The organism is Streptomyces sp. NPDC006655 (assembly GCF_040703965.1).
Taxonomy (GTDB): domain Bacteria; phylum Actinomycetota; class Actinomycetes; order Streptomycetales; family Streptomycetaceae; genus Streptomyces.
Map to the genome: position 1 here is coordinate 42200 of NZ_JBEYJU010000004.1, position 24581 is coordinate 66780.

Annotated in this window: 25 protein-coding genes; 13 read left to right on the forward strand and 12 right to left on the reverse strand. The window is 72.7% G+C overall.

Annotated features, from left to right (window positions below):
• Window positions 1-3: 3 nt before the first annotated feature.
• The 3 genes from AB0958_RS03260 to AB0958_RS03270 form a co-directional block, all read right to left on the reverse strand.
• Window positions 4-1041, reverse strand: a complete 1038-nt coding sequence (locus AB0958_RS03260; protein ID WP_366888576.1) for an esterase-like activity of phytase family protein — start codon at window positions 1039-1041, stop codon at window positions 4-6.
• A gap of 116 nt (window positions 1042-1157) precedes the next feature.
• Window positions 1158-2006, reverse strand: coding sequence for a serine hydrolase (locus tag AB0958_RS03265; RefSeq protein WP_366888577.1), 849 nt, complete (start codon window positions 2004-2006; stop codon window positions 1158-1160).
• 63 nt (window positions 2007-2069) lie between these two features.
• Entirely contained in the window at window positions 2070-2936 is an 867-nt protein-coding gene (locus AB0958_RS03270; RefSeq protein ID WP_366888579.1) for an alpha/beta hydrolase, read from the reverse strand.
• Between the two features lie 73 nt (window positions 2937-3009).
• On the opposite strand from AB0958_RS03270, the gene AB0958_RS03275 reads away from it, so the two are divergent.
• From AB0958_RS03275 to AB0958_RS03285, 3 genes are all read left to right on the forward strand, one after another.
• Entirely contained in the window at window positions 3010-3495 is a 486-nt protein-coding gene (locus AB0958_RS03275; RefSeq protein WP_366888580.1) for a MarR family transcriptional regulator, read from the forward strand.
• Between the two features lie 59 nt (window positions 3496-3554).
• Window positions 3555-7304, forward strand: a complete 3750-nt coding sequence (locus AB0958_RS03280; protein ID WP_366888581.1) for an ABC transporter ATP-binding protein — start codon at window positions 3555-3557, stop codon at window positions 7302-7304.
• Between the two features lie 143 nt (window positions 7305-7447).
• Window positions 7448-7840, forward strand: coding sequence for a hypothetical protein (locus AB0958_RS03285; protein ID WP_366888582.1), 393 nt, complete (start codon window positions 7448-7450; stop codon window positions 7838-7840).
• 150 nt (window positions 7841-7990) lie between these two features.
• On the opposite strand, the gene AB0958_RS03290 is transcribed toward AB0958_RS03285, so the two are convergent.
• Window positions 7991-9808, reverse strand: coding sequence for a glycoside hydrolase family 3 protein (locus AB0958_RS03290; RefSeq protein ID WP_366888583.1), 1818 nt, complete (start codon window positions 9806-9808; stop codon window positions 7991-7993).
• A 192-nt stretch (window positions 9809-10000) separates the two neighbouring features.
• Here AB0958_RS03290 and AB0958_RS03295 point away from each other — a divergent pair, with 192 nt between their 5' ends.
• Window positions 10001-10165 carry a hypothetical protein gene (locus tag AB0958_RS03295; RefSeq protein ID WP_366888584.1) on the forward strand — a complete coding sequence of 55 codons (165 nt, stop codon included), beginning with the start codon at window positions 10001-10003 and terminating at the stop codon, window positions 10163-10165.
• 48 nt (window positions 10166-10213) lie between these two features.
• On the opposite strand, the gene AB0958_RS03300 is transcribed toward AB0958_RS03295, so the two are convergent.
• Together AB0958_RS03300 and AB0958_RS03305 are read right to left on the reverse strand one after the other, a co-directional pair.
• A complete protein-coding gene (locus AB0958_RS03300; protein WP_366888585.1) occupies window positions 10214-11014 on the reverse strand; it encodes a sugar phosphate isomerase/epimerase family protein in 801 nt (266 codons plus the stop codon).
• A gap of 16 nt (window positions 11015-11030) precedes the next feature.
• Window positions 11031-11966 carry a bifunctional helix-turn-helix transcriptional regulator/GNAT family N-acetyltransferase gene (locus AB0958_RS03305; RefSeq protein ID WP_366888586.1) on the reverse strand — a complete coding sequence of 312 codons (936 nt, stop codon included), beginning with the start codon at window positions 11964-11966 and terminating at the stop codon, window positions 11031-11033.
• A 362-nt stretch (window positions 11967-12328) separates the two neighbouring features.
• On the opposite strand from AB0958_RS03305, the gene AB0958_RS03310 reads away from it, so the two are divergent.
• Window positions 12329-12748, forward strand: a complete 420-nt coding sequence (locus AB0958_RS03310) for a hypothetical protein (protein ID WP_366888587.1) — start codon at window positions 12329-12331, stop codon at window positions 12746-12748.
• Between the two features lie 433 nt (window positions 12749-13181).
• Here AB0958_RS03310 and AB0958_RS03315 read toward each other — a convergent pair whose 3' ends face one another.
• Complete coding sequence (locus AB0958_RS03315) at window positions 13182-14228, reverse strand: LacI family DNA-binding transcriptional regulator (protein ID WP_366888588.1); 1047 nt, start codon at window positions 14226-14228, stop codon at window positions 13182-13184.
• Window positions 14229-14467: 239 nt separating this feature from the next.
• On the opposite strand from AB0958_RS03315, the gene AB0958_RS03320 reads away from it, so the two are divergent.
• From AB0958_RS03320 to AB0958_RS03340, 5 genes are all read left to right on the forward strand, one after another.
• Window positions 14468-15625: a Gfo/Idh/MocA family oxidoreductase gene (locus AB0958_RS03320; RefSeq protein ID WP_366888589.1), complete on the forward strand. Its 1158-nt coding sequence runs from the start codon at window positions 14468-14470 to the stop codon at window positions 15623-15625.
• Window positions 15622-16776, forward strand: a complete 1155-nt coding sequence (locus tag AB0958_RS03325) for a dihydrodipicolinate synthase family protein (protein WP_366888590.1) — start codon at window positions 15622-15624, stop codon at window positions 16774-16776. The genes AB0958_RS03320 and AB0958_RS03325 overlap by 4 nt, the downstream gene beginning before the upstream one ends.
• Before the next feature lie 32 nt (window positions 16777-16808).
• Window positions 16809-17606, forward strand: a complete 798-nt coding sequence (locus AB0958_RS03330) for a sugar phosphate isomerase/epimerase family protein (protein WP_366888701.1) — start codon at window positions 16809-16811, stop codon at window positions 17604-17606.
• 80 nt (window positions 17607-17686) lie between these two features.
• A complete protein-coding gene (locus tag AB0958_RS03335) occupies window positions 17687-17968 on the forward strand; it encodes an Arc family DNA-binding protein (RefSeq protein ID WP_366888591.1) in 282 nt (93 codons plus the stop codon).
• Window positions 17965-18357, forward strand: a complete 393-nt coding sequence (locus AB0958_RS03340) for a hypothetical protein (protein ID WP_366888592.1) — start codon at window positions 17965-17967, stop codon at window positions 18355-18357. The genes AB0958_RS03335 and AB0958_RS03340 overlap by 4 nt, the downstream gene beginning before the upstream one ends.
• A 6-nt stretch (window positions 18358-18363) precedes the next feature.
• Here AB0958_RS03340 and AB0958_RS03345 read toward each other — a convergent pair whose 3' ends face one another.
• Window positions 18364-18591, reverse strand: coding sequence for a DUF397 domain-containing protein (locus AB0958_RS03345; RefSeq protein WP_366888593.1), 228 nt, complete (start codon window positions 18589-18591; stop codon window positions 18364-18366).
• On the reverse strand, window positions 18578-19402 hold the full coding sequence (locus tag AB0958_RS03350; RefSeq protein WP_366888594.1) for a helix-turn-helix transcriptional regulator: 825 nt from the start codon (window positions 19400-19402) through the stop codon (window positions 18578-18580). Before AB0958_RS03350 ends, AB0958_RS03345 begins: the two co-directional genes overlap by 14 nt.
• A gap of 127 nt (window positions 19403-19529) precedes the next feature.
• Here AB0958_RS03350 and AB0958_RS03355 point away from each other — a divergent pair, with 127 nt between their 5' ends.
• Genes AB0958_RS03355 through AB0958_RS03365 form a run of 3 tightly spaced genes read left to right on the forward strand, consistent with a single transcriptional unit; the run spans window position 19530 to window position 21107 of the window.
• The gene (locus AB0958_RS03355; protein WP_366888595.1) at window positions 19530-19727 is read left to right on the forward strand and encodes a hypothetical protein; all 198 of its coding nucleotides are present in this window, start codon (window positions 19530-19532) and stop codon (window positions 19725-19727) included.
• Window positions 19724-19993 (forward strand): hypothetical protein, encoded by a 270-nt coding sequence (locus tag AB0958_RS03360; RefSeq protein ID WP_366888596.1) that lies wholly within the window; start codon window positions 19724-19726, stop codon window positions 19991-19993. The genes AB0958_RS03355 and AB0958_RS03360 overlap by 4 nt, the downstream gene beginning before the upstream one ends.
• Before the next feature lie 46 nt (window positions 19994-20039).
• Entirely contained in the window at window positions 20040-21107 is a 1068-nt protein-coding gene (locus AB0958_RS03365; protein WP_366888597.1) for a MerR family transcriptional regulator, read from the forward strand.
• A gap of 195 nt (window positions 21108-21302) precedes the next feature.
• Here the strand turns inward: AB0958_RS03365 and AB0958_RS03370 are convergent, their stop codons facing one another.
• Genes AB0958_RS03370 through AB0958_RS03380 form a run of 3 tightly spaced genes read right to left on the reverse strand, consistent with a single transcriptional unit; the run spans window position 21303 to window position 24425 of the window.
• On the reverse strand, window positions 21303-22055 hold the full coding sequence (locus tag AB0958_RS03370; protein WP_366888598.1) for an ABC transporter ATP-binding protein: 753 nt from the start codon (window positions 22053-22055) through the stop codon (window positions 21303-21305).
• 4 nt (window positions 22056-22059) lie between these two features.
• Window positions 22060-23670 (reverse strand): benzoylformate decarboxylase, encoded by a 1611-nt coding sequence (gene mdlC, locus AB0958_RS03375; protein ID WP_366888599.1) that lies wholly within the window; start codon window positions 23668-23670, stop codon window positions 22060-22062.
• Window positions 23667-24425 (reverse strand): ABC transporter permease subunit, encoded by a 759-nt coding sequence (locus AB0958_RS03380; protein WP_366888600.1) that lies wholly within the window; start codon window positions 24423-24425, stop codon window positions 23667-23669. The genes mdlC and AB0958_RS03380 overlap by 4 nt, the downstream gene beginning before the upstream one ends.
• Window positions 24426-24581 lie beyond the last annotated feature (156 nt).

The window sequence follows — 24581 nt, forward strand, 5'->3', positions numbered from 1 at the left end:
CGGTCAGACACGCACCCGCAGGGAGTAGAAACGGGTCGTCTGCGCCGCGTTCTGGTTGTCGTCGCTGACCAGGAGGACCTGGTATGCGCCCTTCGCGCGGCCGGTGACGGCCATGCCCTCGATGTTGTCGAGGAGGGGGTTGGGCTGGGGCTGCTTGGCCGTGGCGCCCAGGGACGGGCAGCTCGCGATGTCCGTGAGCAGGGTCTTCCTGATCAGGCGGACGCCCGCCTGGCCGGTCAGGCTCTGGATGTCGCGGGTGTCCGTGGCGTGCCGCGGGTCGGCCAGGAAGAGCCGGACGGTGTTGCCGACGCCGGTGGTGAACCCGCGCTCCAGGACCAGCAGCCGGCCGTCGGGCAGCGCCTGCACCTCGGGGACGCCGAGGGTCGGGTCGTCGGTGCGGTAGGCGTACTGGGCGGACAGCCGGAAGTGGTCGCCCTTCGTTCGCTGCCAGGTCTGGAAGCGGACGGTTCCCGGGGTGTCGCCGGAGATCGCGTCCTCCATGGACGCCAGCAGGGTGCGGCCGCCGTTCAGCAGGGTCAGGCCCTCGAAGGTCTGGTTGGCGGTGGCCCGCCCGGCGGGGGACACCAGCAGGGACGACGGCACCGGGAGGCGGTCCAGGATCCTGCCGTCCGGCGAGTAGCGGCGGACGGACGGCTCGGTCTCGGAGGTGATCAGCCGGGTGCCGTCCCGGTCCACCACCAGGCCCTCGGAGTCCAGCGCGGCGCCGTTCTCGTCGGCGAGCGGCACGACCTTCTTCGGTGCGAGCGTCCTCGCGTCCAGGTCGAAGAGGTAGGAGCGGTCGGCGAGGGCGGCCAGGGAGCCGTCCGCGTCGACGGCGAGCGCGGAGAGGTTGCCGACGAAATAGCCGCCGAAGGTCGTCTTGTCGAGGGCGTCGGAGAAGCCGTCGAGGGAGACCGCGGGCGAACAGGCGTGGCCGGCGGCCGGGTCGGGGGTGACCGCGGTGGCGGGCCCGGCGGCGGGCAGACAGGTGGCCGCCGCCAGGCCGGCGGTGACGGTGGCGAGTACGGTTCGCAGGCGCATGGCGGTCACCGTAGGGCGCGCCGGTGACGGGCCGGGGGCCGCCTCGTGAAAGAAGGCCGATTTCCGGCCCGAGGGGGCCTCATGTCGCTTCGGGGTCTCACGTCGCTTTGAGCGTCTCAGGACGCCTTGAGATCCCTGTGGATCACCTTCGCGACGGCCTGGATCGTGTCGATGCCGTAGGACATCGTGCTGTTGTCCTGCGTCAGGACGGTCATCTGGTAGTCGTGGCCGCCGCCCGTGAACGTGCCGAGGCTGTGCACCCGCCAGCCGTGCGTCGCGCGCTGCAGCCAGCCGTTCTTGACGTGCACGGAGACACCGGAGGGAGCGCCGTAGGGGGTGCCCCACCGCTGGGACGAGATGACCTGCCCCATCAGCTTCAGGATGTAGGCCCGCGCGTTGTCGCTGAGCACACTGTTCTTGGCGGTGACGAGAGCGAGCAGCTTCTGCTCGTCGCGCACGTCGATCTGGGTCAGGCCCCAGTAGTTGTCGGCGCCCGGGGTCGTCTGCGTCATGCCGGCGGCGCTGAGGAAGCCCTTGATCTTCGTCAGGCCCAGTTGCTTCCACAGCTTGCTGGTCGCGTCGTTGTCCGACTTGGTGATCATGGCCTTGGCGAGCGTCTGCTCGGTGGCCGTCAGGTACCGGTTGTGCTTCTTCGCGTCCCACAGCAGCGTGGCGAGGACGGTGACCTTGACCGTGCTGGCCGAGTCGTAGTGCGTGGTGGAGCGGAGCGTGCAGGTCGTCTTCGTGGACCGGTCGTACAGCCCGACGGCGATCGTCCCCCTGCGGTTGGCGACGGCCGCGGTGATGTCCGTCTTCAACTTCGTGGCGAGGGCCGCCTTCGCGGACGTACAACTGACCGCGGGTGCGGCGGCCGAGGCGGGCACGGCGGCCAGGCCCACGGTGAGCGCGGCGCCGCCGGCAACTGCCGCCAGCGCTCTGGCACGTCTGGATATCCGAGGAGTCATGCCCGTTCTGACGCGGGTGTTCGCACGAATGGTTGTACGAGAGCGGGCGGCTTTGACGTTCCGTTATCCGGTCGGGCCGTCGGCTTGCGCGACGGTCACCCCGAACGGCCGCCCCAGGAAGTCCGTCAGACGGTCGTTCAGCTGCTGCGGCGTGGTGAGCGGCAGGGAGTGGTGGGTGGCGTCGGGGAGCAGGACGACCTCGCCCCGCGGGAGTGCCCGGCGGGCCCTTCCGGCGACCTTGCGGGCGTGGTGGGCGCGGCTGTGCTCGGCGAGCAGGACCAGTACCGGCATGTCGAGGCCGGCGGTCCGGGGACGGCCGCCCACGACGAGCTTGCGGCCGGGGACGGTGGAGGCCAGCGCGTACAGGCGCTGCCAGGTCTCGTCCGGGCGGCTGCCCGCCGTCTCCCAGGCCAGGAAGGCGCGGGCGCGGGCCTCCGTCGGGCGGATCAGGGTGGGCAGCGCGCGCAACAGGTAGCCGGGACGGAATCCGGCGAAGACCTGGGTCGGGTCGACGAGGGCGAGGCGGTCGACCCGCCGGGGCGCGTACAGGGCGTACCGGACGGCCAGCCAGGCTCCGTACGAGTGCCCGCACAGCCGGGTGCGGGCGAGTCCGAGTCCGTCCAGCAGTGCGTCAAGCCAGGCCGTGAGGTCGTCGGCGGTCCGCGGCGCGCCGCCGCGGCGTTCGGTGCGGCCGGCGTCGCCCAGCAGGTCGACCGCGTGGACCCGGTACCGCTCGCCGAGGGCCGGCGCGTTGGCGAACCAGACCAGTCCGGTGGCGGAGCCTCCCGGCAGCAGCACCAGGGGGGCGCCGTCCTCCGGGCCGTACACATGGACCCGGGTGCGCCCGTACGGCGTGGCGACGTCGCGCTCCTCGGTGGACCCGGGCCAGCGGGCGCGAAGCTCTTCGTAGACGCGATCGAAAGAGGTCACGGACGTTCCTCTCGCTGAGCGATAATCTCGTTGAGCGAGATGTTAGCGGGAGTCACGGATCCGGGAGGTGTACATGGACGACCAGAGCCCGGCGATGCGGTTGGTCCACCTGCTGCGCGCGGTCACCGTCGAGTTCGATCTGCTCGGCGCCGAGTTCGCCGCGCGTCACGGACTGCACCCCACCGATGTGCGGGCGCTGATCCACCTGCTGGACGCGGCGCGCACCGGTACCCGTGCCACTCCCGGGTGGCTCGGCGGGCAGCTGCACCTGAACTCCGCGGGGACTACCGCCCTGGTGGACCGGCTGGAGCGGCTCGGGCTGGTCCGGCGCGGCAGGGACACCGCCGACCGGCGCCGCGTGCTCCTGGAGGTGGAGGAGAGGGCCACGGAACTCGGGTGGGCGTTCTTCGGTCCGGTGATCGGCGAGGTGGTGGCGGCCGCGGAGGGGTTCGAACCGGCCGAACTGGAGACGGTGCGCCGCTTCCTCGCCGCGGTACTGGCGGCGGCCTCCGCCCGTGGTGCGGAGGGTGCGGCGGGCCGGTTTGTTGCGGAGGGATGAAATCCGCTTCCCGGGGTGTTGTGGCGTTGCGGAAGAGCAGGGCGATCGGAGGGCACCGCGTGGCAGTGCAACAGGGGGAGCGGCAGCAGGGTGGCTGGGCGCGGAGGCTGGCGGGCTACGCCTGGCGGCATCCTCGGGACGTCGTGCTCGCGCTCGGGTCCTCGCTGGCCGGAATGGCCGTGCTGGCCGTCGTACCGCTCATCACGAAGGTGATCATCGACGACGTGATCGGTGCTCACAGCCGGTCGATGGGGCCCTGGGCGGGCGCGCTCGTCGGGGCCGCCGTCCTCGTCTACGCGGCCACCTACGTCCGCCGCTTCTACGGCGGCCGGCTCGCCCTCGACGTCCAGTACGACCTGCGCACGCAGATGTACGACACCCTCACCCGGCTCGACGGGCGGCGCCAGGACGAGCTGTCCACGGGCCAGGTCGTCGGCCGGGCCACCAGCGACCTCCAGCTGATCCAGGGCCTCCTCTTCATGCTGCCGATGACCATCGGCAACGTCCTCCTCTTCCTGCTCTCCCTCGCCATCATGGCCTGGCTGTCACCGCCGCTCACCCTCGTCGCCCTCGCCGTCGCCCCGGCCCTCTACTGGATCGCCAGGCGCAGCCGCAGCAAGCTCCACCCCGCCACCTGGTACGCCCAGGCCCAGGCCGCCGCCGTCGCCGGGGTGGTCGACGGCGCCGTGAGCGGCGTGCGCGTGGTGAAGGGTTTCGGGCAGGAGGAGCAGGAGACCGGCAAGCTCCGCGAGGTCGGGCGCAGGCTCTTCGCCGGGCGGCTGCGGACCATACGGCTGAACAGCAGGTTCACCCCGGCGCTCCAGGCCGTCCCGGCCCTCGGCCAGGTCGCCACGCTGGCGCTCGGCGGCTGGCTCGCGGTGCGCGGCCACATCACCCTCGGCACCTTCGTCGCCTTCTCCTCCTACCTCGCCCAGCTGGTCGGTCCGGTCCGGATGCTCGCCGTGGTCCTCACCGTCGGCCAGCAGGCCCGCGCCGGCACCGAACGGGTGCTTGAGCTGATCGACACCGAGCCGACCCTGAAGGAGGGCACCAAGACCCTCCCCGCCGACGCGCCCGCGACCGTCGAGTTCGACGACGTCTCCTTCGGGTACGACGACGAGCGTCCCGTCCTCCAGGGGCTGAGCTTCGAGATCCGCCCGGGCGAGACCCTCGCCGTCGTCGGCTCCTCGGGCTCCGGCAAGTCCACGGTCTCCCTCCTGCTGCCGCGCTTCTACGACGTCACCCACGGCGCCGTCCTGGTCGGCGGCCACGACGTGCGCGAGCTGACCCTCGACTCGCTCAGGGCCGCGATCGGCCTGGTCCCGGAGGACTCGTTCCTCTTCTCGGACACGGTCCGCAACAACATCGCGTACGGCCGTCCGGACGCGACCGACGAGGAGATCCGCGAAGCCGCCCGCGCCGCCCAGGCCGACCGCTTCATCGCCGAGCTGCCCGACGGCTACGACACCAAGGTCGGCGAGCAGGGCCTCACCCTCTCCGGCGGCCAGCGCCAGCGGGTCGCCCTCGCCCGCGCCATCCTCACCGACCCGCGGCTGCTCGTCCTCGACGACGCCACCTCGGCCGTCGACGCCCGGGTGGAGCACGAGATCCACGAGGCGCTCACCCACGTGATGCGGGGCCGCACGACCCTGCTCATCGCGCACCGCCGCTCGACCCTCAACCTCGCCGACCGCATCGCCGTCCTCGACGGCGGCCGGCTCGCCGACATCGGCACCGACGAGGAGCTGCAGAAACGGTCCGCTCTCTACCGCAGGCTGCTCACCGACCCCGACGAGCTGGGCGGCGTCTCCCCGGGCCACGCCCTGCCCGCGGGCCCGGCCGAGGACACGTCGGTACGGGAAGAGCTGGACGCCGAGTTCGACGCCGAGCGCGGTGTGACCCCGCGCCTGTGGACCGGCGACCGCACGCCCCGGGACCTCGCCCTCTCCGGCACCCCCGCCACCCCCGAACTCCTGGCCCAGGTGGACGCGTTGCCCCCGGCGACCGACACCCCCGACATCGACGAGGCCGGCGCGGTCCGCCCCGAGGACTCCTACGGCCTGCGCCGCCTGCTGCGGGGCTTCGGCGCACCGCTCCTGGTCAGCCTCGGCCTGGTCGCCGCGGACGCCGCCCTGGGCCTGCTCCTCCCGGTGCTGATCCGGCACGGCATCGACCAGGGCGTCTCCCGGATGGCGCTCGGCGCGGTCTGGGCGGCCGCGCTGCTGGGGCTGTGCGCGGTGCTCGCCCAGTGGGCGGCCCAGGTCGGCGAGACCCGGATGACCGGCCGCACCGGCGAACGGGTCCTCTACTCCCTGCGGCTGAAGATCTTCGCCCAGCTCCAGCGGCTCGGGCTCGACTACTACGAGCGGGAGCTGACCGGCCGGATCATGACCAGGATGACCACGGACGTGGACGCCCTGTCGAGCTTCCTGCAGACCGGCCTCGTCACCGCGTTCGTCTCCGTCGTCACCTTCTTCGGCATCATGGCCGCCCTGCTGGTGATCGACGTGCAGCTCGCGCTCGTCGTCTTCGTCACCCTGCCCCCGCTGATCGTCGCGACCTTCTTCTTCCGCCGGGCGAGCGTGAAGGCGTACGAACTCGCCCGTGAGCGGGTGTCGCTGGTCAACGCCGACCTCCAGGAGTCGGTGGCGGGCCTCAGGATCGTGCAGGCCTTCCGGCGGGAGCGCGACGGCTCCCTGCGCTTCGCCGAGCGCAGCGAGAGCTACCGCAGGGCCCGGATCCGGGGACAGCACCTGATATCGCTCTACTTCCCGTTCGTCCAGCTGCTGTCCTCGGTGGCCGCCGCGAGCGTGCTGATCGCGGGCGCGCACCGGGTCGAGGCGGCCACCCTCACCACCGGCGCGCTGGTCGCCTACCTCCTGTACATCGACCTGTTCTTCGCGCCCGTCCAGCAGCTCTCCCAGGTCTTCGACGGCTACCAGCAGGCGACCGTGTCCCTCGGCCGCATCCAGGAACTCCTGCGCGAGCCGACCTCCACCGGGTCCGCCGAGCGGCCGCGCGAGGTCGGCCGGCTGCGCGGCGACATCGCCTTCGAGGACGTGCGCTTCTCCTACGGCGGCGCCGACGACTCCGACGCGGCCCTCACCGGGGTCGACCTGGTCATCCCGGCCGGGCAGACCGTCGCCTTCGTCGGCGAGACCGGCGCGGGCAAGTCGACCCTGGTCAAGCTGGTCGCGCGGTTCTACGACCCGACGGGCGGCCGGGTGACGGCCGACGGCACCGACCTGCGCGACCTGGACCTCTCCTCGTACCGGCACCGTCTGGGCGTGGTCCCCCAGGAGGCGTACCTCTTCCCAGGGACCGTCCGGGACGCCATCGCGTACGGACGGCCGGGGGCGAGCGACGCCGAGGTGGAGGCGGCGGCCCGCGCGGTCGGCGCCCACGAGATGATCGCCACCCTCGACGGCGGCTACCTCCACCAGGTGGCCGAGCGCGGCCGCAACCTCTCGGCCGGCCAGCGCCAGCTGATCGCGCTGGCCCGCGCGGAACTCGTCGATCCCGACGTGCTGCTCCTCGACGAGGCGACGGCGGCGCTCGACCTGGCCACCGAGGCACAGGTCAACCTGGCCACCGACCGCCTCGCGGGCCGTCGTACGACGCTCGTGGTCGCCCACCGGCTGACCACCGCCGCCCGCGCCGACCGGGTCGTGGTCATGGACCACGGCCGGGTCGCCGAGGACGGCACCCACGAGGAACTCCTCGCGCGCGGCGGCCGGTACGCCGAACTGTGGCGCGCCTTCATCGGCCGGTCCGAGGAACCGGAGGAGCCGGTGGGCGCCGCCCGCTGAGCCGCCGCCCGGCCACGGAGCAGCGGAGCGGGGGCGGCGCGCCCGGATCCCTGACGGCCGTGCAACCATCCGACATACGTCGTGCGTCCGTACATCAGTACGTACATGGATGGGGTGCGGCCGTGGCACGGGAGGGGACGACGGTGGACAGTGGTGCGACACGACGGCGGCTGGCGTTCGGCGCGGCCGTACTGGCCGTCTCGGGGGCGCTGGCCCTCGTGGCACCGGCGCGGGCCGAGGCGGTGACGGCCGGGAACTGCGCCGGCCGGGAGGTCCGGACGCTGCCCTTCGCCACCGGCACGGTGCACGTCTACCGGCAGGGCGGCTACGTCTGCGCGGTCACCCTCTCCAAGGACCCCGGCACCGAGCGCACCATGTCCGTCAGCGTCCAGGCCCGCGGCAACCGCCCGGTCGTCGACAAGGGCAGGTACACCCGTCGCGCGGGCCCGGTGACCGTCCACGCCGGTCACCGCTGCGTCTGGGTGAAGGGCGCGGTGGCGGACGGCTCGGTGAGTTCGGGGTGGATCCTCTGCTGAGGCCGGTGCCCCGGACGAGGCCGGCGGCGCGAAGACCGGCGTCACCGGCCCGCCCGCGACACGCCGGTTCCTGATACCGCCCCCGTGCCGCCATGGCCCGCGGTCACGGCCCGCGCCGGCCGTGCGGGAGGCTTCCCGTCCGTCGGGGGCTCACACCCGGTCGGTCCCGTGCGTCCGGTACGTCAGCCCGTGGCCGATCGGGTACAGCACCCGCGCCGGGTCGTCCGCGCGCTGCACCGGCACCGGCAGGCTGCCCCGGGGCGCCACCCGGCCCGCGATCACCCGGGCGGCGGCCCGCAGTTCGACGTCGGTCCAGGAGTAGGTGGCCAAACAGGCCTTCACCATGGGCAGTTGCGCGACGTCATAGGGATTGCGCACCGCTACCACGATGACCGGTCGCCCGGTGCCGACCAGTTGCTCCACCAGCTTCCGCTGTCCGCCGCCCGCGGTGACGTTGTACGTCCCGACGACCACCGCGTCCGTCCCGCCGGCCGCCGCGACCGCGCTGTCGATCGTCGCGGCGGAGGGGTCCGTACCGGTGGACAACGCGCGTGCGGCGAACCCGAGTTCGGTGAGGGCGGCGGCCAGGACACCGGTGGGCGGGCCCGTCGTGCCGGACGGGGAGGCCGGGTCGGCGCCCACCACCAGCAGCTTGCCGTGCGTACGGGGCGACAGCGGGAGCACGCCGTCCTCGTTGACCAGCAGGGTGGTGGTGCGCTCGGCGACGCGGTCGGCGGCGGCCAGGTGCTCGGCCGTGCCGACCACCCGGCGCACGTCCTTCGCGTCGGCGTACGGCCGGTCCAGCAGCCCCAGCCGCGACTTCAGCCGCAGGATGCGCAGGATCGACTCGTCCAGCCGGGACTCCGTCAGCTCGCCGTCCTGTACGGCCTTCAGGACGGCGTGCCACGCCACGTCGAGGTCGGGCGGGTCGAGCAGCTGGTCGACGCCGGCCTTGAGGGCGAGCACGGGCACCCGGTCGTCACCGTACTTCGTCCGCACGCCCGCCATGCCCAGCGAGTCGGTCACCACGACCCCGTCGTAGCCGAGTTCGCCGCGCAGGATGCCGGTGACGACGGGGTGGGAGAGGGTGGCCGGGTCGCCGGAGCCGTCCAGGGCCGGGAACTGGATGTGCGCGGTCATGATCGAGTCGATGCCGGCCCTGATCGCGGCCCGGAAGGGCACCGCGTCGAGCTTCTCCCACAGCTCCCGGCTGTGCGTGATGACGGGGAAGCCGGTGTGGCTGTCCACGGCGGTGTCGCCGTGCCCGGGGAAGTGCTTGGCGGTGGCGGCCACCCCGACCTCCTGGTACCCCTTCGCCTCGGCGGCGACCAGCGCGCCCACCGCGTGCGGATCGGCGCCGAAGGAGCGCACGCCGATGATCGGGTTGGCCGGGTTCACGTTGACGTCGGCGTCCGGGGAGTAGTCCTGGCGGACGCCCATCGCCCGCAGTTCCGCGCCGGAGACCCGGCCGAGGGTGCAGGCGTCGGCCGTCGAGCCGCCCGCCCCGATCGCCATCGCGCCCGGGAAGAGGGCGGCGGGCTCGCCGATCCGGCAGACGGCGCCGTGCTCCTGGTCGGTGGCGATGAGCACGGGAAGCCCGCGCGGCTGGTCCAGGGACGCCCGCTGGATGCCGTTCGACAGCTCGGCGATCTGCCGGGGATCACGGGTGTTGTGGGTCCAGGTGAAGTAGATGACGCCGCCGACCCGGTACTTCGCGACGAGCTCGGCGGCGGTGCGGACGCCGATCTCCCTGAGGTTGGCGTCGATGTCGGCCTGGTCGGGGGCGGTCGCGGAGTGGCCGTAGAACCGCACCACGAACAGCTGGCCGACCTTCTCCGGGAGAGTCATCCGGGAGATGAGCGGGCGCAGTCTCCCGTCGTCGGAGCCGAGGGAGTACGCGCTGTTGCCGACGGCCAGTGCCGCGGTGACGCCCGCGGTCGCGGCGAGGAGGGTGCGTCTGGAGGGCACGTGCGCTCCTTGCGGTGGGGGGAACGGCTGAGGGCACGGTAGCCGGAAAGGGGCCGCCATCGGCGCATTGGAGGGGGCACGCCGTGCAGCGCCCCGAAGGGGCGCTGGGGGCACCCCCGGCCGAAGGCTGGGGGAGGAACTGCGCGAGCAACCCCCACCGGCCCGCACCCGGCGATCCCCGTGTTCCACCCCATGGACAGGCATCCCCCCGCCCGCCGGGAACCGGAGATCATCGACGCATGCCCCTCGCCCGCGTCCCCGGTTCCAAGTCCGTCACCGCCCGCGCCCTTCCCGGACTTCCACGAGGCGTTCGGGGACCTGACGGCGGGCTGGGGGAGCCCGCTCGACGCCGCCTGAGGACCCGTCCCCGCGCCGCGGCCGCGTCTGCCCGCCGGCGCGTCGTCGTCAGGCCGATTCGTTGAGCAGCCGGGCCAGGTGGTCGCGGCCCGCCTGCAGCAGAGCGGGCAGCGGGGCCGCCGACTCGTACCAGCGCTTCTCGTACTCCCAGCACAGCCAGCCGTCCCAGCCGTGCCGGGAGAGGACCTCCACGCAGTCGGCGAGGGGCAGGATCCCGGCGCCGAGCGGCAGCGGGGTGGTGTCCTCGGCCGAGGCGATGTCCTTGACCTGGACGTAGCCGAGGTGGGGGGCGAGGGCGGCGTACGTCTCGGCGGGCTGTTCCCCGCCGAGCCAGGTGTGCATCACGTCCCAGAGCGCCCCGGCCATGCGGTGGCCGACCGGGCCGAGGACGCGGATGGCGTCGGCGCCGGTGCGGTGCGAGTCGTGGGTCTCCAGCAGGACGCGTACGCCGAGCGCCGCGGCGTCCTCGGCGACCGTGCCGAGCCGCCGGGCGGCGATCGCGTCGGACTCGGCGACGGGCAGGTCGCGGTCCGCGCCGGGGAAGACACGGACGAAGGGGGCGCCCAGGTCGTGGGCGAGCTGGAGGAGTTGGCGCACCTCGTCGATGACCGGGGCGTCCTCGCCGGGCGCGGCGACACGCGCGTACCCGGCGACGCCCAGGACTTCCACCCCGCACGACTTGAACTCGGCGGCGATGTCGGAGCGTTGGGCGGGCCCGATACCGGGGTGCACCGGTTCCTCCGGATGGGCGCGCAGCTCCACCCCGTGGTATCCGTGCGCGGTGGCGAGCGCCAGGACGTCCGTGACGGGCAGACCGGGGACCCCGAGGGTCGAGAAGGCGAACTTCATGTCCACCAACCTAGTCTCACCGGCCCGTTCTGTGCAGATCGAGCCGCCAGTCCTGCCCGACCAGGTCCTGCCCGAAGGATCGGTGCGGCTTCTCGGCGCTGAGGACGAAGCCGTGCCGCTGGTAGAGGCGGCGGGCCGAGGACAGGATGTCGTTGGTCCACAGCACCAGGTCCCGGTAGCCGACCCCGCGCGCGAAGTCGACCACGGCGCCCACCAGCCGGTCCCCGATGCCGAGCCCGCGGGCCTCCGGCTCGACCAGCAGCAGCCGCAGCCGCGCGGTGCCGGGGGCGTCGTCCCGTACGCACATCACGCAGCCCACCGGCCGCCCTGCCCACTCGGCGATCCAGGTCCGCTCCAGGTGCGGGTCGTGGTCCTCTGCGTAGTCGGCGACGATCCGGGCCACGAGCCCCTCGTAGTCGGCGTTGAAGCCGTACTCGGCGGCGTACAGCGCGGCGTTGCGCTGCACGATCCAGCCCAGGTCGCCGGGGTGCGGCTCGCGCAGCACGGCCTCGCCGGCGGCGTCCGGGGCGGCCCCGTCGCCGAGGATCGTACGGATGGTGCGCATCGCCTCGGCGAGGCGGGACCGCTCGCCCGGGTCGACGGAGCCGAGGAGCGCCCCGACCGACTCCCGGGCCCGCTCGTCCAGCAGCCCGGCGGCGGACCGGCCGGCCGGGGTGAGGGACACCCGTCGCCGCCGGGGGTCCTTGCGCGAGGGGGCGCGTTCGATCAGCCCGGCCTCCTCGAACCTGTTGAGGATCCGGCTCAAGTACCCGGCGTCCAGTGCAAGATCGGTGCGCAGGTCGGCGGCGTCGGTGTCCGTGGAGTGCGCGAGCTCGTACAGCACCCGGGCCTCGGTCAGGGTGTACGGGGCGTAGAGGTGGCGGCCGTAGTCGAGGGCGCCGATGAGATTGGTGTAGAAGCGGTTGAAGGCACGGACGTCCTGGACGGTCATGCTGGTCCCCGATGTTTGACTGAGTCAGAGATACCGTCCTCCGAGGCTATCCCGTCACCTCGTCAGGTCGGAAGGTGTTCGGCCCGAACACGGGCCCCGCGCGCTTTACTTGTTCCTCTTGCCCGGGGCCGGCCCAGCTTTTGACTTCGAAGCGTCAGCGCCGTAGGTTTATACACGAACGTCACTTATGTCCGTTTCAACTTCGGGAGTGACGTGGTCCGCCGGAGAACCCGTGCGGTGCGGAGAACCGGCATCGAGGGCGGCGGACGCGCTCAGGGCTGCGCGCAGGCTCTGGAGCGCACGCAGGGCGGCCCCCTGAAGCGGCCGCCGTACACATCCACACCCTCGGAGAGGGGCGAAACATGCGCGCGCACAGCACACGGATCAAGAGGGTCGCCATCGCAGCGTTCTCGGCGCCCATCCTGGCGCTCGGCGCCGGAGCCGGAGTCGCCGGCGCGGTCACCAACTCCGCACCCGCCCACGCCGTCACCTTCCTGGCGGACCACGGCGGCGGCGGAGGCGGCGGCGACCACGGCGGAGGCGGCGGCGACCACGGTGGCGGTGGAGACCACGGCGGCGGCGGCGACCACGGCGGCGGGGACTACGGCGACCACGGCGGTGGAGACCACGGCGGCTACGGCGGCGACTACAACGACTACGGCGGTCACGGCGACCACGGCGGCGACCACGGCGACCACGGCGGCGACCACGGCGGTTACGGCTGGGGCGACGACGAGGACTACGGCTGGGGCGGCGGCTACGACAGTGGCTGGGGAGACTGAGCCAGATCGCGGTCTCTGACGCTCCCTGGGAGCAAGGAGGGATCCGGGTGCCCGTGCGCGGGCACCCGGACCCGTGCACCAGATTCCGTACGGGGCGATGAACTTGAGCGTCGGCCGTCACCTCGCGGGAGCCTCGGGCGCCGCCTTCTGAAGGGCCGGTCGGGCGGCCCGCACGTATGCCGCGCCTCGTCCGGGGGTGCCTGTGGGCGTCCATCCGGGGCGGGCTCGCGGGAGTTTCGGGTGCCGCTCCTCGGGTCCAGCGGGCGGCCCGCACGCACACGTTGCCTCTCCGCCGGGGTTGCCTCCGGGCGCCGCCCCCTCGGGGCCCGGCCGGGCGACCGGCGCGCACGCCCCCCGTCTGCCGAGGGTGCCCCCGGACGTCACCTCTTCATGGACGGTGAACGGGTGGGCGGGTGGGAAAGCCCCCGGAGCCTCACCCCCGCGGCGCCCCCGACGACCCCCGCACCATCAACTCCCCCCGCACGGTCGCGATCCCCCCCGGCGGCGGCTCCTCCCGCCCCATGGCGATCCGCCCCGCCCGCGCCCCCGCCTCCGCCAACGGCAACCGCACCGTCGTCAGCGCGGGCACCGCGTCGATGCTGAACGGCAGGTCGTCGAAGCCGGCCACCGACACGTCCGCCGGGATCCGCAGCCCCGACTCCCGCAGCGCCGCGCACGCCCCCAGCGCGACGGAGTCGTTCGCGGCCACCACCGCCGTGAGCGAGGGGTCCCGCCGCAGCAGCTCCAGCGTCGCCTCGTACCCCGCCCGCCGGTCGTACCGCCCGTGCACGGTCCAGCGCGGATCCTCCTCGATCCCGGCCGCGGCCAGCGCCGCCCGGTGGCCCTCCAGCCGGTGCCGGGTGGTCGTCCGCTCCTCGGGGCCGGCGATGTACCCGAGCCGCCGGTGCCCGAGCCCGATGAGGTGCTCGGTCAGCTGCTTGCCGCCCCCACGGTTGTCGAAGGTCAGCGCCACCGCGTCGGTGTCCGGCGCCGGCGGCCGCCCGCACAGCACCACCCGGGTCCCGGCGTCCGCCAGCTTCCGCAGCTTCGCCGCCACCGCCGCCGCGTGCGGCGCGTCCTCCACGGCCCCGCCGGTCAGCACCACGGCCGCCGCCCGCTGCCGCTGGAGCAGGGTCAGATACGTCAGCTCCCGCTCGGGCGAACCCCCTGTGTTGCACACCACAGCCAGCCGCTCGCCGCCCGCCCGCCCGCCGGGCCCGCCGATCTCCGCCTGGATCGCGCCCGCCATGATCCCGAAGAACGGGTCGGCGATGTCGTTGACGAGGATGCCGACGAGGTCGGAGGTGGCCGCCGCCAGCGCGCTCGCCGGGCCGTTGAGGACGTAGTCCAGCTCGTCCACCGCCCGCAGCACCCGCTCCCGAGTGGTCGCCGCCACCGGGTAGTTACCGTTCAGTACGCGCGACACCGTCGCGGGCGAGACCTGGGCGCGGGCTGCCACGTCCGCCAGGGTCACCGTCATCTCGTCGTCCTCCGGTCGCGCATCTCTTCGTACGCCGTCGTCCACAGACTGATCAACAGCCCGCTCAAAGGAAGCCCCCTTGCCGTGCAGACCATAAGGCCAATCACCCTGCTTGTTCGCCCCCTCGAACAACTCGACCTCGTCACGGTCTTGTACAGACCAGTGGGGAAAGGCTAGCTTCAGACCGTGTAGAAAGCGCTTGCTGCGCCGCTGGGGCGCATGCGGACGAAGGGAAACACGTGACACGCAAGACGGTGCGTATCGCCATGAACGGCGTGACCGGGCGCATGGGCTACCGCCAGCACCTCGTCCGCTCGATCCTCGCGCTGCGCGAACAGGGCGGCCTCGACCTCGGCGACGGCACCGTGCTGTGGCCGGAACCGGTCCTCGTCGGCCGCCGGGAACACGCGCTCCGCGAGATCGCCGACCGGCACGGCCTGTCCTCCGAGCACATCTCCACCGACCTGGACGCGGTCCTCGCCGACCCCACCGTCGACATCTACTTCGACGCCCAGGTCACCTCCGCCCGCGAGGAGGCCCTGAAGCAGGCCATCGCCGCCGGAAAGCACATCTACACCGAGAAGCCGACCGCGACCGGCCTGGAGGGCGCCCTGGAGCTGGCCCGGCTCGCCGAGGCGAAGGGCATCAAGCACGGCGTCGTCCAGGACAAGCTCTTCCTGCCCGGCCTGCTCAAGCTGAAGCGGCTCATCGACGGCGGCTTCTTCGGCCGGATCCTGTCGATCCGCGGCGAGTTCGGCTACTGGGTCTTCGAGGGCGACTGGCAGACCGCCCAGCGGCCGTCCTGGAACTACCGCGCGGAGGACGGCGGCGGCATCGTCGTCGACATGTTCCCGCACTGGGAGTACGTGCTGCACGAGCTGTTCGGCCGGGTGAAGTCCGTCCAGGCCCTCACCGCCACCCACATCCCGCAGCGCTGGGACGAGGGCGGCAAGCCCTACGACGCCACCGCCGACGACGCCGCCTACGGCATCTTCGAACTCGACGGCGGCGCCATCGCCCAGATCAACTCCTCCTGGGCGGTCCGCGTCAACCGCGACGAACTCGTCGAGTTCCAGGTGGACGGCACCGAAGGCTCAGCGGTCGCCGGCCTGCGCAACTGCCGTGTCCAGCACCGCAGTGCGACCCCCATGCCGGTCTGGAACCCCGACATCCCGGCCACCTACGCCTTCCGCGAGCAGTGGCAGGAGATCCCCGACAACACCGAGTTCGACAACGGCTTCAAGGCCCAGTGGGAGCTGTTCCTCAAGCACGTCTACGCCGACGCGCCCTACCACTGGGACCTGCTGGCCGGCGCCCGCGGCGTCCAGCTCGCCGAGCTGGGCCTGCGGTCCTCGGCGCAGGGCCGCCGCATCGACGTACCGGAGATCTCGCTGTGACCATCCGACTGCCCCTGGCCGACGGCTCGTTGCGGACCTACGAACCCCGCACCGAACCGCTCGCCGTCACCCCCGGCACCCCCTTCACCTCCCGTACGGTCTTCTCGGCGGCGCACGTCGTCGCCGACCCGTTCGCGGACACCAGCCCCGACGCGCCCGCCGCCGTCGACTGGGACGCCACCCTCGCCTTCCGCCGCCACCTGTGGTCGCACGGCCTGGGCGTCGCCGAGGCGATGGACACCGCCCAGCGCGGCATGGGCCTGGACTGGGCGGGCGCGGCCGAGCTGATCCGGCGCAGCGGCGCCGAGGCGAAGGCCGTCGGCGGCCGGATCGCCTGCGGCGTCGGCACCGACCAGCTCACCGGCCCGGCGACCCTGGCCGAGGTCCGGGCCGCCTACGAGGAGCAGCTCGCCCTCGTCGAGGAGACCGGCGCCCAGGCCATCCTGATGGCCTCCCGGGCGCTGGCCGCGGCCGCCTCCGGACCCGAGGACTACCTCGACGTCTACGGCCACCTGCTCCGCCAGGCCTCCGAGCCGGTCGTCCTGCACTGGCTCGGCCCCATGTTCGATCCGGCCCTGGAGGGCTACTGGGGCTCGTCCGACCTGGACGCGGCCACCGGCACCTTCCTGGACGTCATCGCCGCCCACCCCGACAAGGTCGACGGCATCAAGGTCTCGCTCCTGGAGGCCCGGCGGGAGATCGACATCCGCCGTCGCCTGCCCGGCGGGGTCCGCTGCTACACCGGCGACGACTTCAACTACCCCGAGCTGATCGCGGGCGACGAGCAGGGCTTCAGCCACGCCCTGCTCGGCATCTTCGACCCGCTGGGCCCGCTGGCGGCGGAGGCGGTCCGTGTCCTGGACACCGGGGACACGGCGGGCTTCCGCGGCCTCCTGGACCCCACCGTCGCACTCTCCCGCCACCTCTTCCAGGCCCCCACCCGCTTCTACAAGACGGGCGTGGTCTTCCTGGCCTGGCTGGCCGGCCACCAGTCCCACTTCACCATGGTCGGCGGCCTCCAGTCGGCCCGCTCCCTGCCGCACTTCACCCGCGCCTACGAACTCGCCGACGGGCTGGGCCTGTTCCCGGACCCCAAGCTGGCCGAGGACCGCATGAAGACCCTCCTCGCCCTGCACGGAGTGAACCAGTGACCGGCGACCTGTCCCGCTTCTCGATCAACCAGATGACCGTCAAGCAGCTGTCGCTGCCCGAACTGGTCGACGCCTGCCGGGAACTGGGCGTCCCCGGCGTGGGCCTGTGGCGCGAACCGGTGCAGTCGTACGGCGTCGACGCGACCGCCAAACTGGTGCGCGAGGCGGGCCTGACGGTCACCACCCTGTGCCGGGGCGGCTTCCTCACGGCGATCGACCCGGACGAACGCGCGGCGGCCCTGGCCGACAACCGCCGCGCCGTCGAGGAGGCCGCGGCCCTCGGTACCGAGGTGCTGGTCCTGGTCTCCGGCGGGCTCCCGGCGGGCTCCAAGGACCTGCACGGCGCCCGCGAACGCATCGCCGACGCCCTGTCCGTCCTCGGCCCCTACGCCGAGGAACACGGCGTCCGGCTGGCCGTCGAACCCCTGCACCCGATGTACGCCGCCGACCGCTGCGTGGTCTCCACCCTGACCCAGGCCCTGGACCTCGCGGAACGCTTCCCCGCCCACCAGGTCGGCGTCACCGTCGACACGTACCACATCTGGTGGGACGACCAGGCCCCCGCCCAGATCGCCCGCGCCGGTGCCGGCGGCCGTATCCACACCTTCCAACTCGCCGACTGGACCACCCCGTTGCCGGAGGGCGTCCTCAACGGCCGGGGCCAGATCGGCGACGGCGCGATCGACATGCGCGAGTGGCAGGGCTACGTGGAGGCGGCCGGCTACACCGGCCCCATCGAGGTCGAGTTGTTCAACGACGCCCTGTGGGCACGGGACGGCCGCGAGGTCCTCGCGGAGACGGCGGAGAGGTTCGTGACGCACACGGCGTAGTTCAGCGAGGCGGCCGAAGAAGCGGACCTGTTCTCCGGCCGCCACCGCACGGCGACGTATACGTGCCGTATACTCGACGCATGTCCGACGTCATGATCCGTGTGCCCGCCGAAGTACGTGACCAGCTGGCCGCCGTGGCCGAGGCGCGGGGGACCAGCCTCCGTGCCCTCATGCAGGACATAGCCGCTCAGACGCTGACCCCCGAGCAGATCAGGGAGCGGGCCGACCGCACGCGCGCGCTGCTCGCCGAGCGCTTCGGGCACTACGTCTCGGACGAGGAGTCGGCCGAGATGCGGCGCAAGATGCGGGAGGCCGCCGCCGCCCACCGCGCCGCCTCGGCCGAGCCGGAGCCGAACCCTTGAGCTGGACCGAGCACTACGTCCTCGACACCCCCACCCTCCTGGCGATGGGAGGCGACAAGCAGGTCTCCGGCCTCATCCATGCCGCCGCCGCCAGTGACGACATGCGTCTGTGGGTGCCTGTCCTGTGCCTCCTGGAAGCCGAGCGCCGACGCGCCGGCATCGTCGACCACGTGGGCGTGCTGGTGGACGTCCTCCACATCGTCGAGGACGACTACCCCATGGCGGTCACCGTCGCCGAACTGCTCCGCGCGGGCGTCGACGTCGGTGTCTCCGCCGCCGTGCACACCGCGCGGCCGAACCGGACACTTCCCACGGGCGGCCTGATCGCCTCCGTGACACCCGAGCCGTACGAAGGACTCGGAGTCGGGGTCATGGACCTGAACCGCTGAGGTGCGTCAGCTACGGACACGCCCGTCCCGCACGGCCCCGACGAACGCGGCCCAGCCGTCGGAGGAGAAGACCAACGCCGGGCCGGTGGGCCCCGCCTTGCTGTCACGAACGGGGACGACGGCGTGGCCGCGGGCGACTTCCAGGCATTCGCCCTGGCTGCCACCGCTGTAGCTGGACTTGTACCACCCGGTGAGGGCGGACGCGTCGGAGACGGTGTGCTCACTGCTGGCCATGTGCGTGTTCCTCCGCTGCCGCTCTGACGAGGGCAAGTGACTCCTGCTGCGACAACGCGTCGCTCAGCGCTAGAGCGTAAGCGGTCTGAGAGGCGCTCACCAGGGCCGGATCATCCATCAAGTTCCCGGTCAGCAAACCCTCGACATAGGCCACTGGGGCGGAGTCCTGAAAGCTCATCAGTGTGAGCAGACTCTCCATGAGCGCGTGCGCGCCGACGCCGTACGGGATCACGTGCAGCCGCACTCTTCCGGTCTCGGCCAAGTCTGCGATCTTGTGCAGCTGTTCGGCCATGACCGGCGGTCCGCCGACGCGGCGTCGCAGCACGGACTCGTCGAGCAGTGTCCAGACGACCGGCTTCAACGGCCCGTCGAGAATCCGGGCACGCTTTGTTCGAATGACAACGGCTTCGTCAAGCTCCTCTGCGGTGTGGTTCGGCCGGTACGTGCGGAACAGGGCGCGCGCGTAGCCCTCGGTCTGGAATACGCCTGGCACCAGCGAGAGCGCGAACTGCTGGATGAGTGTGGCCTGTTGCTCCAACTCCGCCACCGCCGCGAAGTAGTCGTTGAATTTTGACCCCAGATCCTCCAGCCACCGCTCGAAAAACCCGTCCGTCTTGAGAGCCCGGTCGATCCGCTGCGCGTCATCCGGCTTCGGCAGCCGCCTCCCCGCCTCGAAGTGACTGATCAACGTGGGCGAGCACACGACCAGTTCGCCCAGTCCCTCCTGGGTGAGACCGGCCGCGACCCGCCGCAGCCTCAGCTCCTCCCCGTACTTCTCCCGTTGCGTCCGAGGCTTCTGGCGCTCGCTCATGCGGCCGACTCCCGTCCTGACGAAGGCTCTGTCAAGTCCCCGCCTCTGGAAGCGTAGCCACCCTCGACCCCACTCTGTGAGGGAATCGGCACACAGCGGAGTCACCGCAGATGAGAGGCAGGGTGGCATGACACATCTCCTGGCCCGGCTGGTCGAGCCGTTGCTCCGGCTCTTCACGCCCACCCGCGGACGTCGGCGCGTGAATACGTACTCGTGCCCGTACGTCGGCGGTCCGACCGTCTACCGCAGGGGCGAAGCCCCCTTGCGCGGCGAGGACAGCCCGCTCGTCCGTCCCTGTCTCGACCACGTGGAGACCTACGTATGAACGGGCGTCTGCTTCCCTGGACCGGCACGGACGGCAAGCCGTGTTACCTCGTGGGGGATGGTGAGGGTCATGTCTCCCGGCTTGCGGACCAGATCGAGAGCCTGCACCTCGGCATGGCGGACGGCCTGCTGGCCCACGCCACCGCCCTCCTCGCGGAGCGCCACGTGGCCCGTGACGAACTGCGCTACCTCGCCGGGCGGTTGACCGAATCCCTGCGGGACGTCAAACGTGTCGCGGAGAGCAGGGGCGCACGGCTGCCGGGTTGACCCTCGACCTTGTGCAGGGCCCAGAGTGCCGGGTGTGGAGAGCGACATGCGCAGTATCGGGGAGATGGCCCGCGACAGTGGCCTGGGCGTGAGTGCCCTGCGGTTCTACGACCGTGCCGGGGTGCTGGTCCCGGCCTGGGTGGATCCGGTGAGCGGCTACCGCTGGTACGGACCCGAGCAGTTGGAGGAGGCCCAGCTGCTGGCCCGCCTGCGCAGGGCCGGGATGCCGCTGGCGGACATCCGGCTGGTGCTGGCCAGTTGGGCCGGCGCCGACACCGATCTGGTTCGGGAACTGCTCCGGGCGCACCTGCGCCGTCTCGAACAGGGGCTGTCCGATGCCCGTGGTGAGTTCTCCGCGCTCCGAGCCCTACTCGATCAACGGGAGAACGTCATGACCTCGCTTCGCACCGACACCGTCCGCCTGTCCGTCGCCGCGCCGGAGCTGGCCGCCGCACTGGACGCCGTTCGTTTCGCGGCCGGCACCGATTCCGAGCTGCCGATGCTCGCAGGGGTCCTGTTCGACATCGAGGGCGAGAGCCTTCACGCCGTGGCCACCGACCGGTACCGCATGGCGGTCGCGCGGGCCGGTGTCGGCGGGCACGAGGGGAGCCGCGTGCAGGTCGTCGTGCCCACTGCGCTCGTCGACGCGATGCGGGCGCTGCTGGACGGCGAGGGACCTGTGCGGCTGACTCTCGACGATGACGGCGTGACACTGGAGGTCGGGGACAGGCGGGCAGCCGGCCGGGGGCTCGGTCACGACTTCCCCGACTACCGTCGGCTTCTGCCCCGGGTCGGCGAACGCCGCGCCATTGTCGACGTGGCTGCCTTCCGGGAGGCTCTGGAGACCGGTCCCGTCCGGTCCGGAGAGGACGGGGCCGCCGACCTCAGCGTGCTCAGGGTGGCGGACGGCGGCTCGGTGGTCCTCTGCGCCGACGGCGACGAGGACCCGAACCGTGTCGCCGTCAACCGTGAGTTCCTGCTGGCGGCGCTGGCCGCCGGGGCCCGGGACCGACTGGTCCTGGAGTTCGGAGCGCCCACGGCGCCGATCGTGATCCGCCGCCCCGACGACGAGGACGCCTTCTCGATGCTGATGCCGGTGCGGATGGAGAACTGACCGTACGCGCCACGGGGCCGCCGCGGAAAAATCTTGAACTCCCGTACAACCCTCCCCCTTTCCCGCTTGTCATACGTGGCGTCAGGACTTTCGGAGGGGGATCCGGGGGGATCGCGGGGGTTCTGATCCGGAGGGGAAGGCCGAGGGGGGCCGGTCGACGGACCGGCCCCCCCTCGCAGCATGTTCCGGCCGCCGTCAGGGCGTGCCCCGCACCGCCCGTCCCACCTCCGTGCGCAGTGCCACGAAGGAGGCCGAGCCGCGGGTGGTGATCTGGTCCCGCTCACGCGACAGGGCGACCGGCAGGTCCCGTACGACCCGGGAGCCGGGGCCGGGGGAGAGGACGACGACCCGGTCGCCCACGTACACGCTCTCGTCGATGTCGTGGGTGACGAACACGATGGTCGTGTCGTCGGCCCGGTGGACCTCCAGCAGCAGGTCCTCCAGGTCCTCGCGGGTGCCCGCGTCCAGCGAGCCGAACGGCTCGTCCATGAGCAGCAGCGAGGGCCGAGGGACCAGGGCGCGGGCGATGGCGACGCGCTGCTGCATGCCGCCGGACAGTTCGTGCGGACGGCGCCGGGCGACCCCGTGCAGGCCGACCCGTTCGAGGATGGTCTCGGCCTCGGCCCGGCGGGCGGCACGGGGCAGGCCCCGGCGGCGCAGCGGCAGGGCCACGTTGTCGCGGACGGTGAGCCAGGGCAGCAGCGAGCGGCCGTACTCCTGGAAGACGACCGCGAGCCGCTCGGGCACGCCGGTCACCGGTGTCCCGTCGACCGTGACCGTGCCCTCCTGCACGGGCAGCAGCCCGGCGATGGTGCGCAGCAGCGTGGACTTCCCGCAGCCGGACGGCCCGACCACGCTGAGGAGTTGCCCCTCGGGCACGGTGAGACTGATGCCGTCCAGGACGCGCTGGTCGCCGAAGTGCCGGCCGACGGAGTCGAGGCGCAGCATCCCCTCACCCGGCCCAGGGTTCGTACAAGGTGCCCGCACTGCCGGTCACCGCGACGTGCAGCAGGAAGGGGCCGGCGTCGTCGCCCAGGCCCAGGGCCCGGTCCAGGGCGGCCGGCAGTTCGGCTGCCTGTTCGGCGCGCGCCGCAGGGCAGCCGAGGGACTCGGCCAGGGCCGCGAAGTCGATGCCCGCGATGTCCGTGCCCGGGACGGCCGGCAGGCCGATCCGGCGGCCCAGCGCGCGGACGGCCGCGTAACCGCCGTTGTCCAGCAGGACGTAGGTGACGGGGGCCGTGTGGTGGGCCGCGCTCCACAGTGCCTGCACCGAGTACATCGCCGAGCCGTCCCCGACCACGCACACCACCCGGCGCCGGTCGGCGAGCGCCCGGCCCACCGCCAGGGGCAGGCCCCAGCCGAGGGCCCCGCTGCCCGTGGTGAGGAAGCCGCCGCCGGACGCGACGGGCACGCGCGCGTGCAGCGCGTCACGGTGGCTCGGCGCCTCCTCCACGAGCACCCGGTCGCGGGGCAGCCGGGCGCGCAGCAGGTCGAAGAGCAGTTCCGGGGTGATGTCCTGGCCGGCGAGGACCGGGGCCGGGGGTGGTGTCGGACGGGGCGGCGGTTCGCGGTCGGTCTCCTTCAGCAGCTCGGTGAGCCGGGTCAGCGCGGGCCGCAGGGTGGTCACGATGCTGGTGCCGGTGGGCAGCCAGGCGGCCTGCCCGGGGTCGCAGTCCAGGTGGAACAGCTCGGTGCCGGGCGCGAGTGGCGGCCCGCCGTCCGCCACGTGGTAGGTGAACACCGGCGCGCCGAGGGCCACCACCACGTCGTACGGCGCGAGACGCGCGGACAGCGCGCGGGCGAGCGGCGGCAGGAAACCCTGGAACAGGGGATGCGACTCCGGGAAGCCGGAACGGCCGGAGAGCGGGCTGATCCACACCGCGGCCCGGAGCCGCTCGGCCAGCGTCCGCACTTGGCCCAGCGCGTCCTCGTCGTCCACGCCGGGGCCCACCACGAGCGCCGGGCGCGCGCAGCCCTCCAGCCGGGCGGCGAGCGCGTCGAGGGCGGCCGGGGCGGCCGTGAACCCGGAGTGCACCGCGCGGGGTGCGACGTGCTCCGCGGGCCGGTCCCAGTCGTCCTCGGGCACGGACACGAACACCGGACCGCGCGGCGGCGCCATCGCGACCCGGTACGCCTCGGCGAGCACCGCCGGCACGTCCTCGGCCCGCTCCGGCTGGCGCGCGGACTTCACGTACGGGCGCGGGAACAGGGCCGGTTCGTCGGCACCGAGGAACGGTCGCAGCTGGATCAGCGCGCGTGCCTGCTGACCCGCCACGATCACCAGCGGTACCCGGTCGCGGTAGGCGTTGAAGACGGCGCCGAGCGCGTGCCCCACCCCGCCGGCCGAGTGCAGGCTGACGAGCGCGGCCCGCCGGGTGCCGAGCGCGTACCCGGCCGCCATGCCGACGGCGACGGACTCCTGAAGACCCAGCACGTAGGTGAAGTCGGCGGGCCAGTCGCGGAGCATCCGCAGTTCCGTGGAGCCCGGATTGCCGAAGACCGTGGTCGTGCCGGTGTCGCGCAGGAACCGTACGACCGCCTCGCGCACCGTGAGTGTCGTCATGCCGTCCTCCCTGCCGGGGATCCCGGGCCGACGAGCCGTTTCTCGACCGCCAGCAGTCCGATGTTGAGGAGGTACCCGAGGGCACCGAGCAGCAGCAGTGCCGACCACACCGTGAGCAGGTCGGAGCGCGTCATGGCGTCGGTGAGCGTGAACCCGATGCCGTCGTCACTGCCCGGCAGCAGCTCCGAGAACACCATCAGGATCAGGCTCAGCGACAGGCTGAGCCTGAGCCCCGCGAAGATCCGGGGCAGTGCCGAGGGGAGGATCAGGAACCACAGGCGCTCGGCCGCCGTCAGCCGCAGCACGGCCGCCACCTGGAGCCGCAGCGGGTCGGTGGCGAGGGCGCCCTCGGCCGAGTTGACCAGCACCGGCCATACGGCGCCGAACACGATCGACGCGACCTGCATGGGCGTACCGACGTCGAAGACGACGACGAACACCGGCACCAGCGCGGGCGGCGGCACGGCCCGCGCGAACTGGAGCACCGGGTTGCACAGCGCGTACGCCCGGCGTGAGCGCCCCACCGCGATCCCCAGGGCGATCCCGGCGACCGCGGCGAGCGCGAACCCGGCCGCCATCCGGCCGAGGCTCGGCAGGATGGTGCCGACGGCCTCCGAGCTGAGGAACAGGTGGCCGGCCGGACCGGAGAACCACAGTTCACGGGCGTGCCGGACGATCCGCAGCGGCGGCGGGAAGTACACACTGCGCTGCGCCCGCGCCGCCAGCTCCCAGCAGACGGCGACCCCGAGGAACACGGACCAGCGGAGCAGGAAGGGGAGGGGGAGGGTGAGGTGGACGGGGGCGGAGGTGGTGCCGGGCCGAGGCGGGCCGGTCGCGGAGCCTGGCGGCTTGTCAGAGTACCGGTGCGGACGTGACAGTGGCCGAAGTCGTGCCTGTGGCCTTGGCTGTGC

What these genes read in the sequence shown, in the direction of transcription:
- AB0958_RS03295 (WP_366888584.1), top strand. Translation starts at nt 10,001, where the DNA reads ATGGACAGGCATCCCCCCGCCCGCCGGGAACCGGAGATCATCGACGCA.
- AB0958_RS03335 (WP_366888591.1), top strand. Translation starts at nt 17,687, where the DNA reads ATGTCCGACGTCATGATCCGTGTGCCCGCCGAAGTACGTGACCAGCTG.
- AB0958_RS03315 (WP_366888588.1), bottom strand. Translation starts at nt 14,228, where the DNA reads ATGACGGTGACCCTGGCGGACGTGGCAGCCCGCGCCCAGGTCTCGCCC.
- AB0958_RS03360 (WP_366888596.1), top strand. Translation starts at nt 19,724, where the DNA reads ATGAACGGGCGTCTGCTTCCCTGGACCGGCACGGACGGCAAGCCGTGT.
- AB0958_RS03300 (WP_366888585.1), bottom strand. Translation starts at nt 11,014, where the DNA reads ATGAAGTTCGCCTTCTCGACCCTCGGGGTCCCCGGTCTGCCCGTCACG.
- mdlC (WP_366888599.1), bottom strand. Translation starts at nt 23,670, where the DNA reads ATGACGACACTCACGGTGCGCGAGGCGGTCGTACGGTTCCTGCGCGAC.
- AB0958_RS03265 (WP_366888577.1), bottom strand. Translation starts at nt 2,006, where the DNA reads ATGACTCCTCGGATATCCAGACGTGCCAGAGCGCTGGCGGCAGTTGCC.
- AB0958_RS03330 (WP_366888701.1), top strand. Translation starts at nt 16,809, where the DNA reads ATGACCGTCAAGCAGCTGTCGCTGCCCGAACTGGTCGACGCCTGCCGG.
- AB0958_RS03355 (WP_366888595.1), top strand. Translation starts at nt 19,530, where the DNA reads ATGACACATCTCCTGGCCCGGCTGGTCGAGCCGTTGCTCCGGCTCTTC.
- AB0958_RS03365 (WP_366888597.1), top strand. Translation starts at nt 20,040, where the DNA reads ATGCGCAGTATCGGGGAGATGGCCCGCGACAGTGGCCTGGGCGTGAGT.
- AB0958_RS03345 (WP_366888593.1), bottom strand. Translation starts at nt 18,591, where the DNA reads ATGGCCAGCAGTGAGCACACCGTCTCCGACGCGTCCGCCCTCACCGGG.
- AB0958_RS03310 (WP_366888587.1), top strand. Translation starts at nt 12,329, where the DNA reads ATGCGCGCGCACAGCACACGGATCAAGAGGGTCGCCATCGCAGCGTTC.
- AB0958_RS03305 (WP_366888586.1), bottom strand. Translation starts at nt 11,966, where the DNA reads ATGACCGTCCAGGACGTCCGTGCCTTCAACCGCTTCTACACCAATCTC.
- AB0958_RS03275 (WP_366888580.1), top strand. Translation starts at nt 3,010, where the DNA reads ATGGACGACCAGAGCCCGGCGATGCGGTTGGTCCACCTGCTGCGCGCG.
- AB0958_RS03260 (WP_366888576.1), bottom strand. Translation starts at nt 1,041, where the DNA reads ATGCGCCTGCGAACCGTACTCGCCACCGTCACCGCCGGCCTGGCGGCG.
- AB0958_RS03350 (WP_366888594.1), bottom strand. Translation starts at nt 19,402, where the DNA reads ATGAGCGAGCGCCAGAAGCCTCGGACGCAACGGGAGAAGTACGGGGAG.
- AB0958_RS03370 (WP_366888598.1), bottom strand. Translation starts at nt 22,055, where the DNA reads ATGCTGCGCCTCGACTCCGTCGGCCGGCACTTCGGCGACCAGCGCGTC.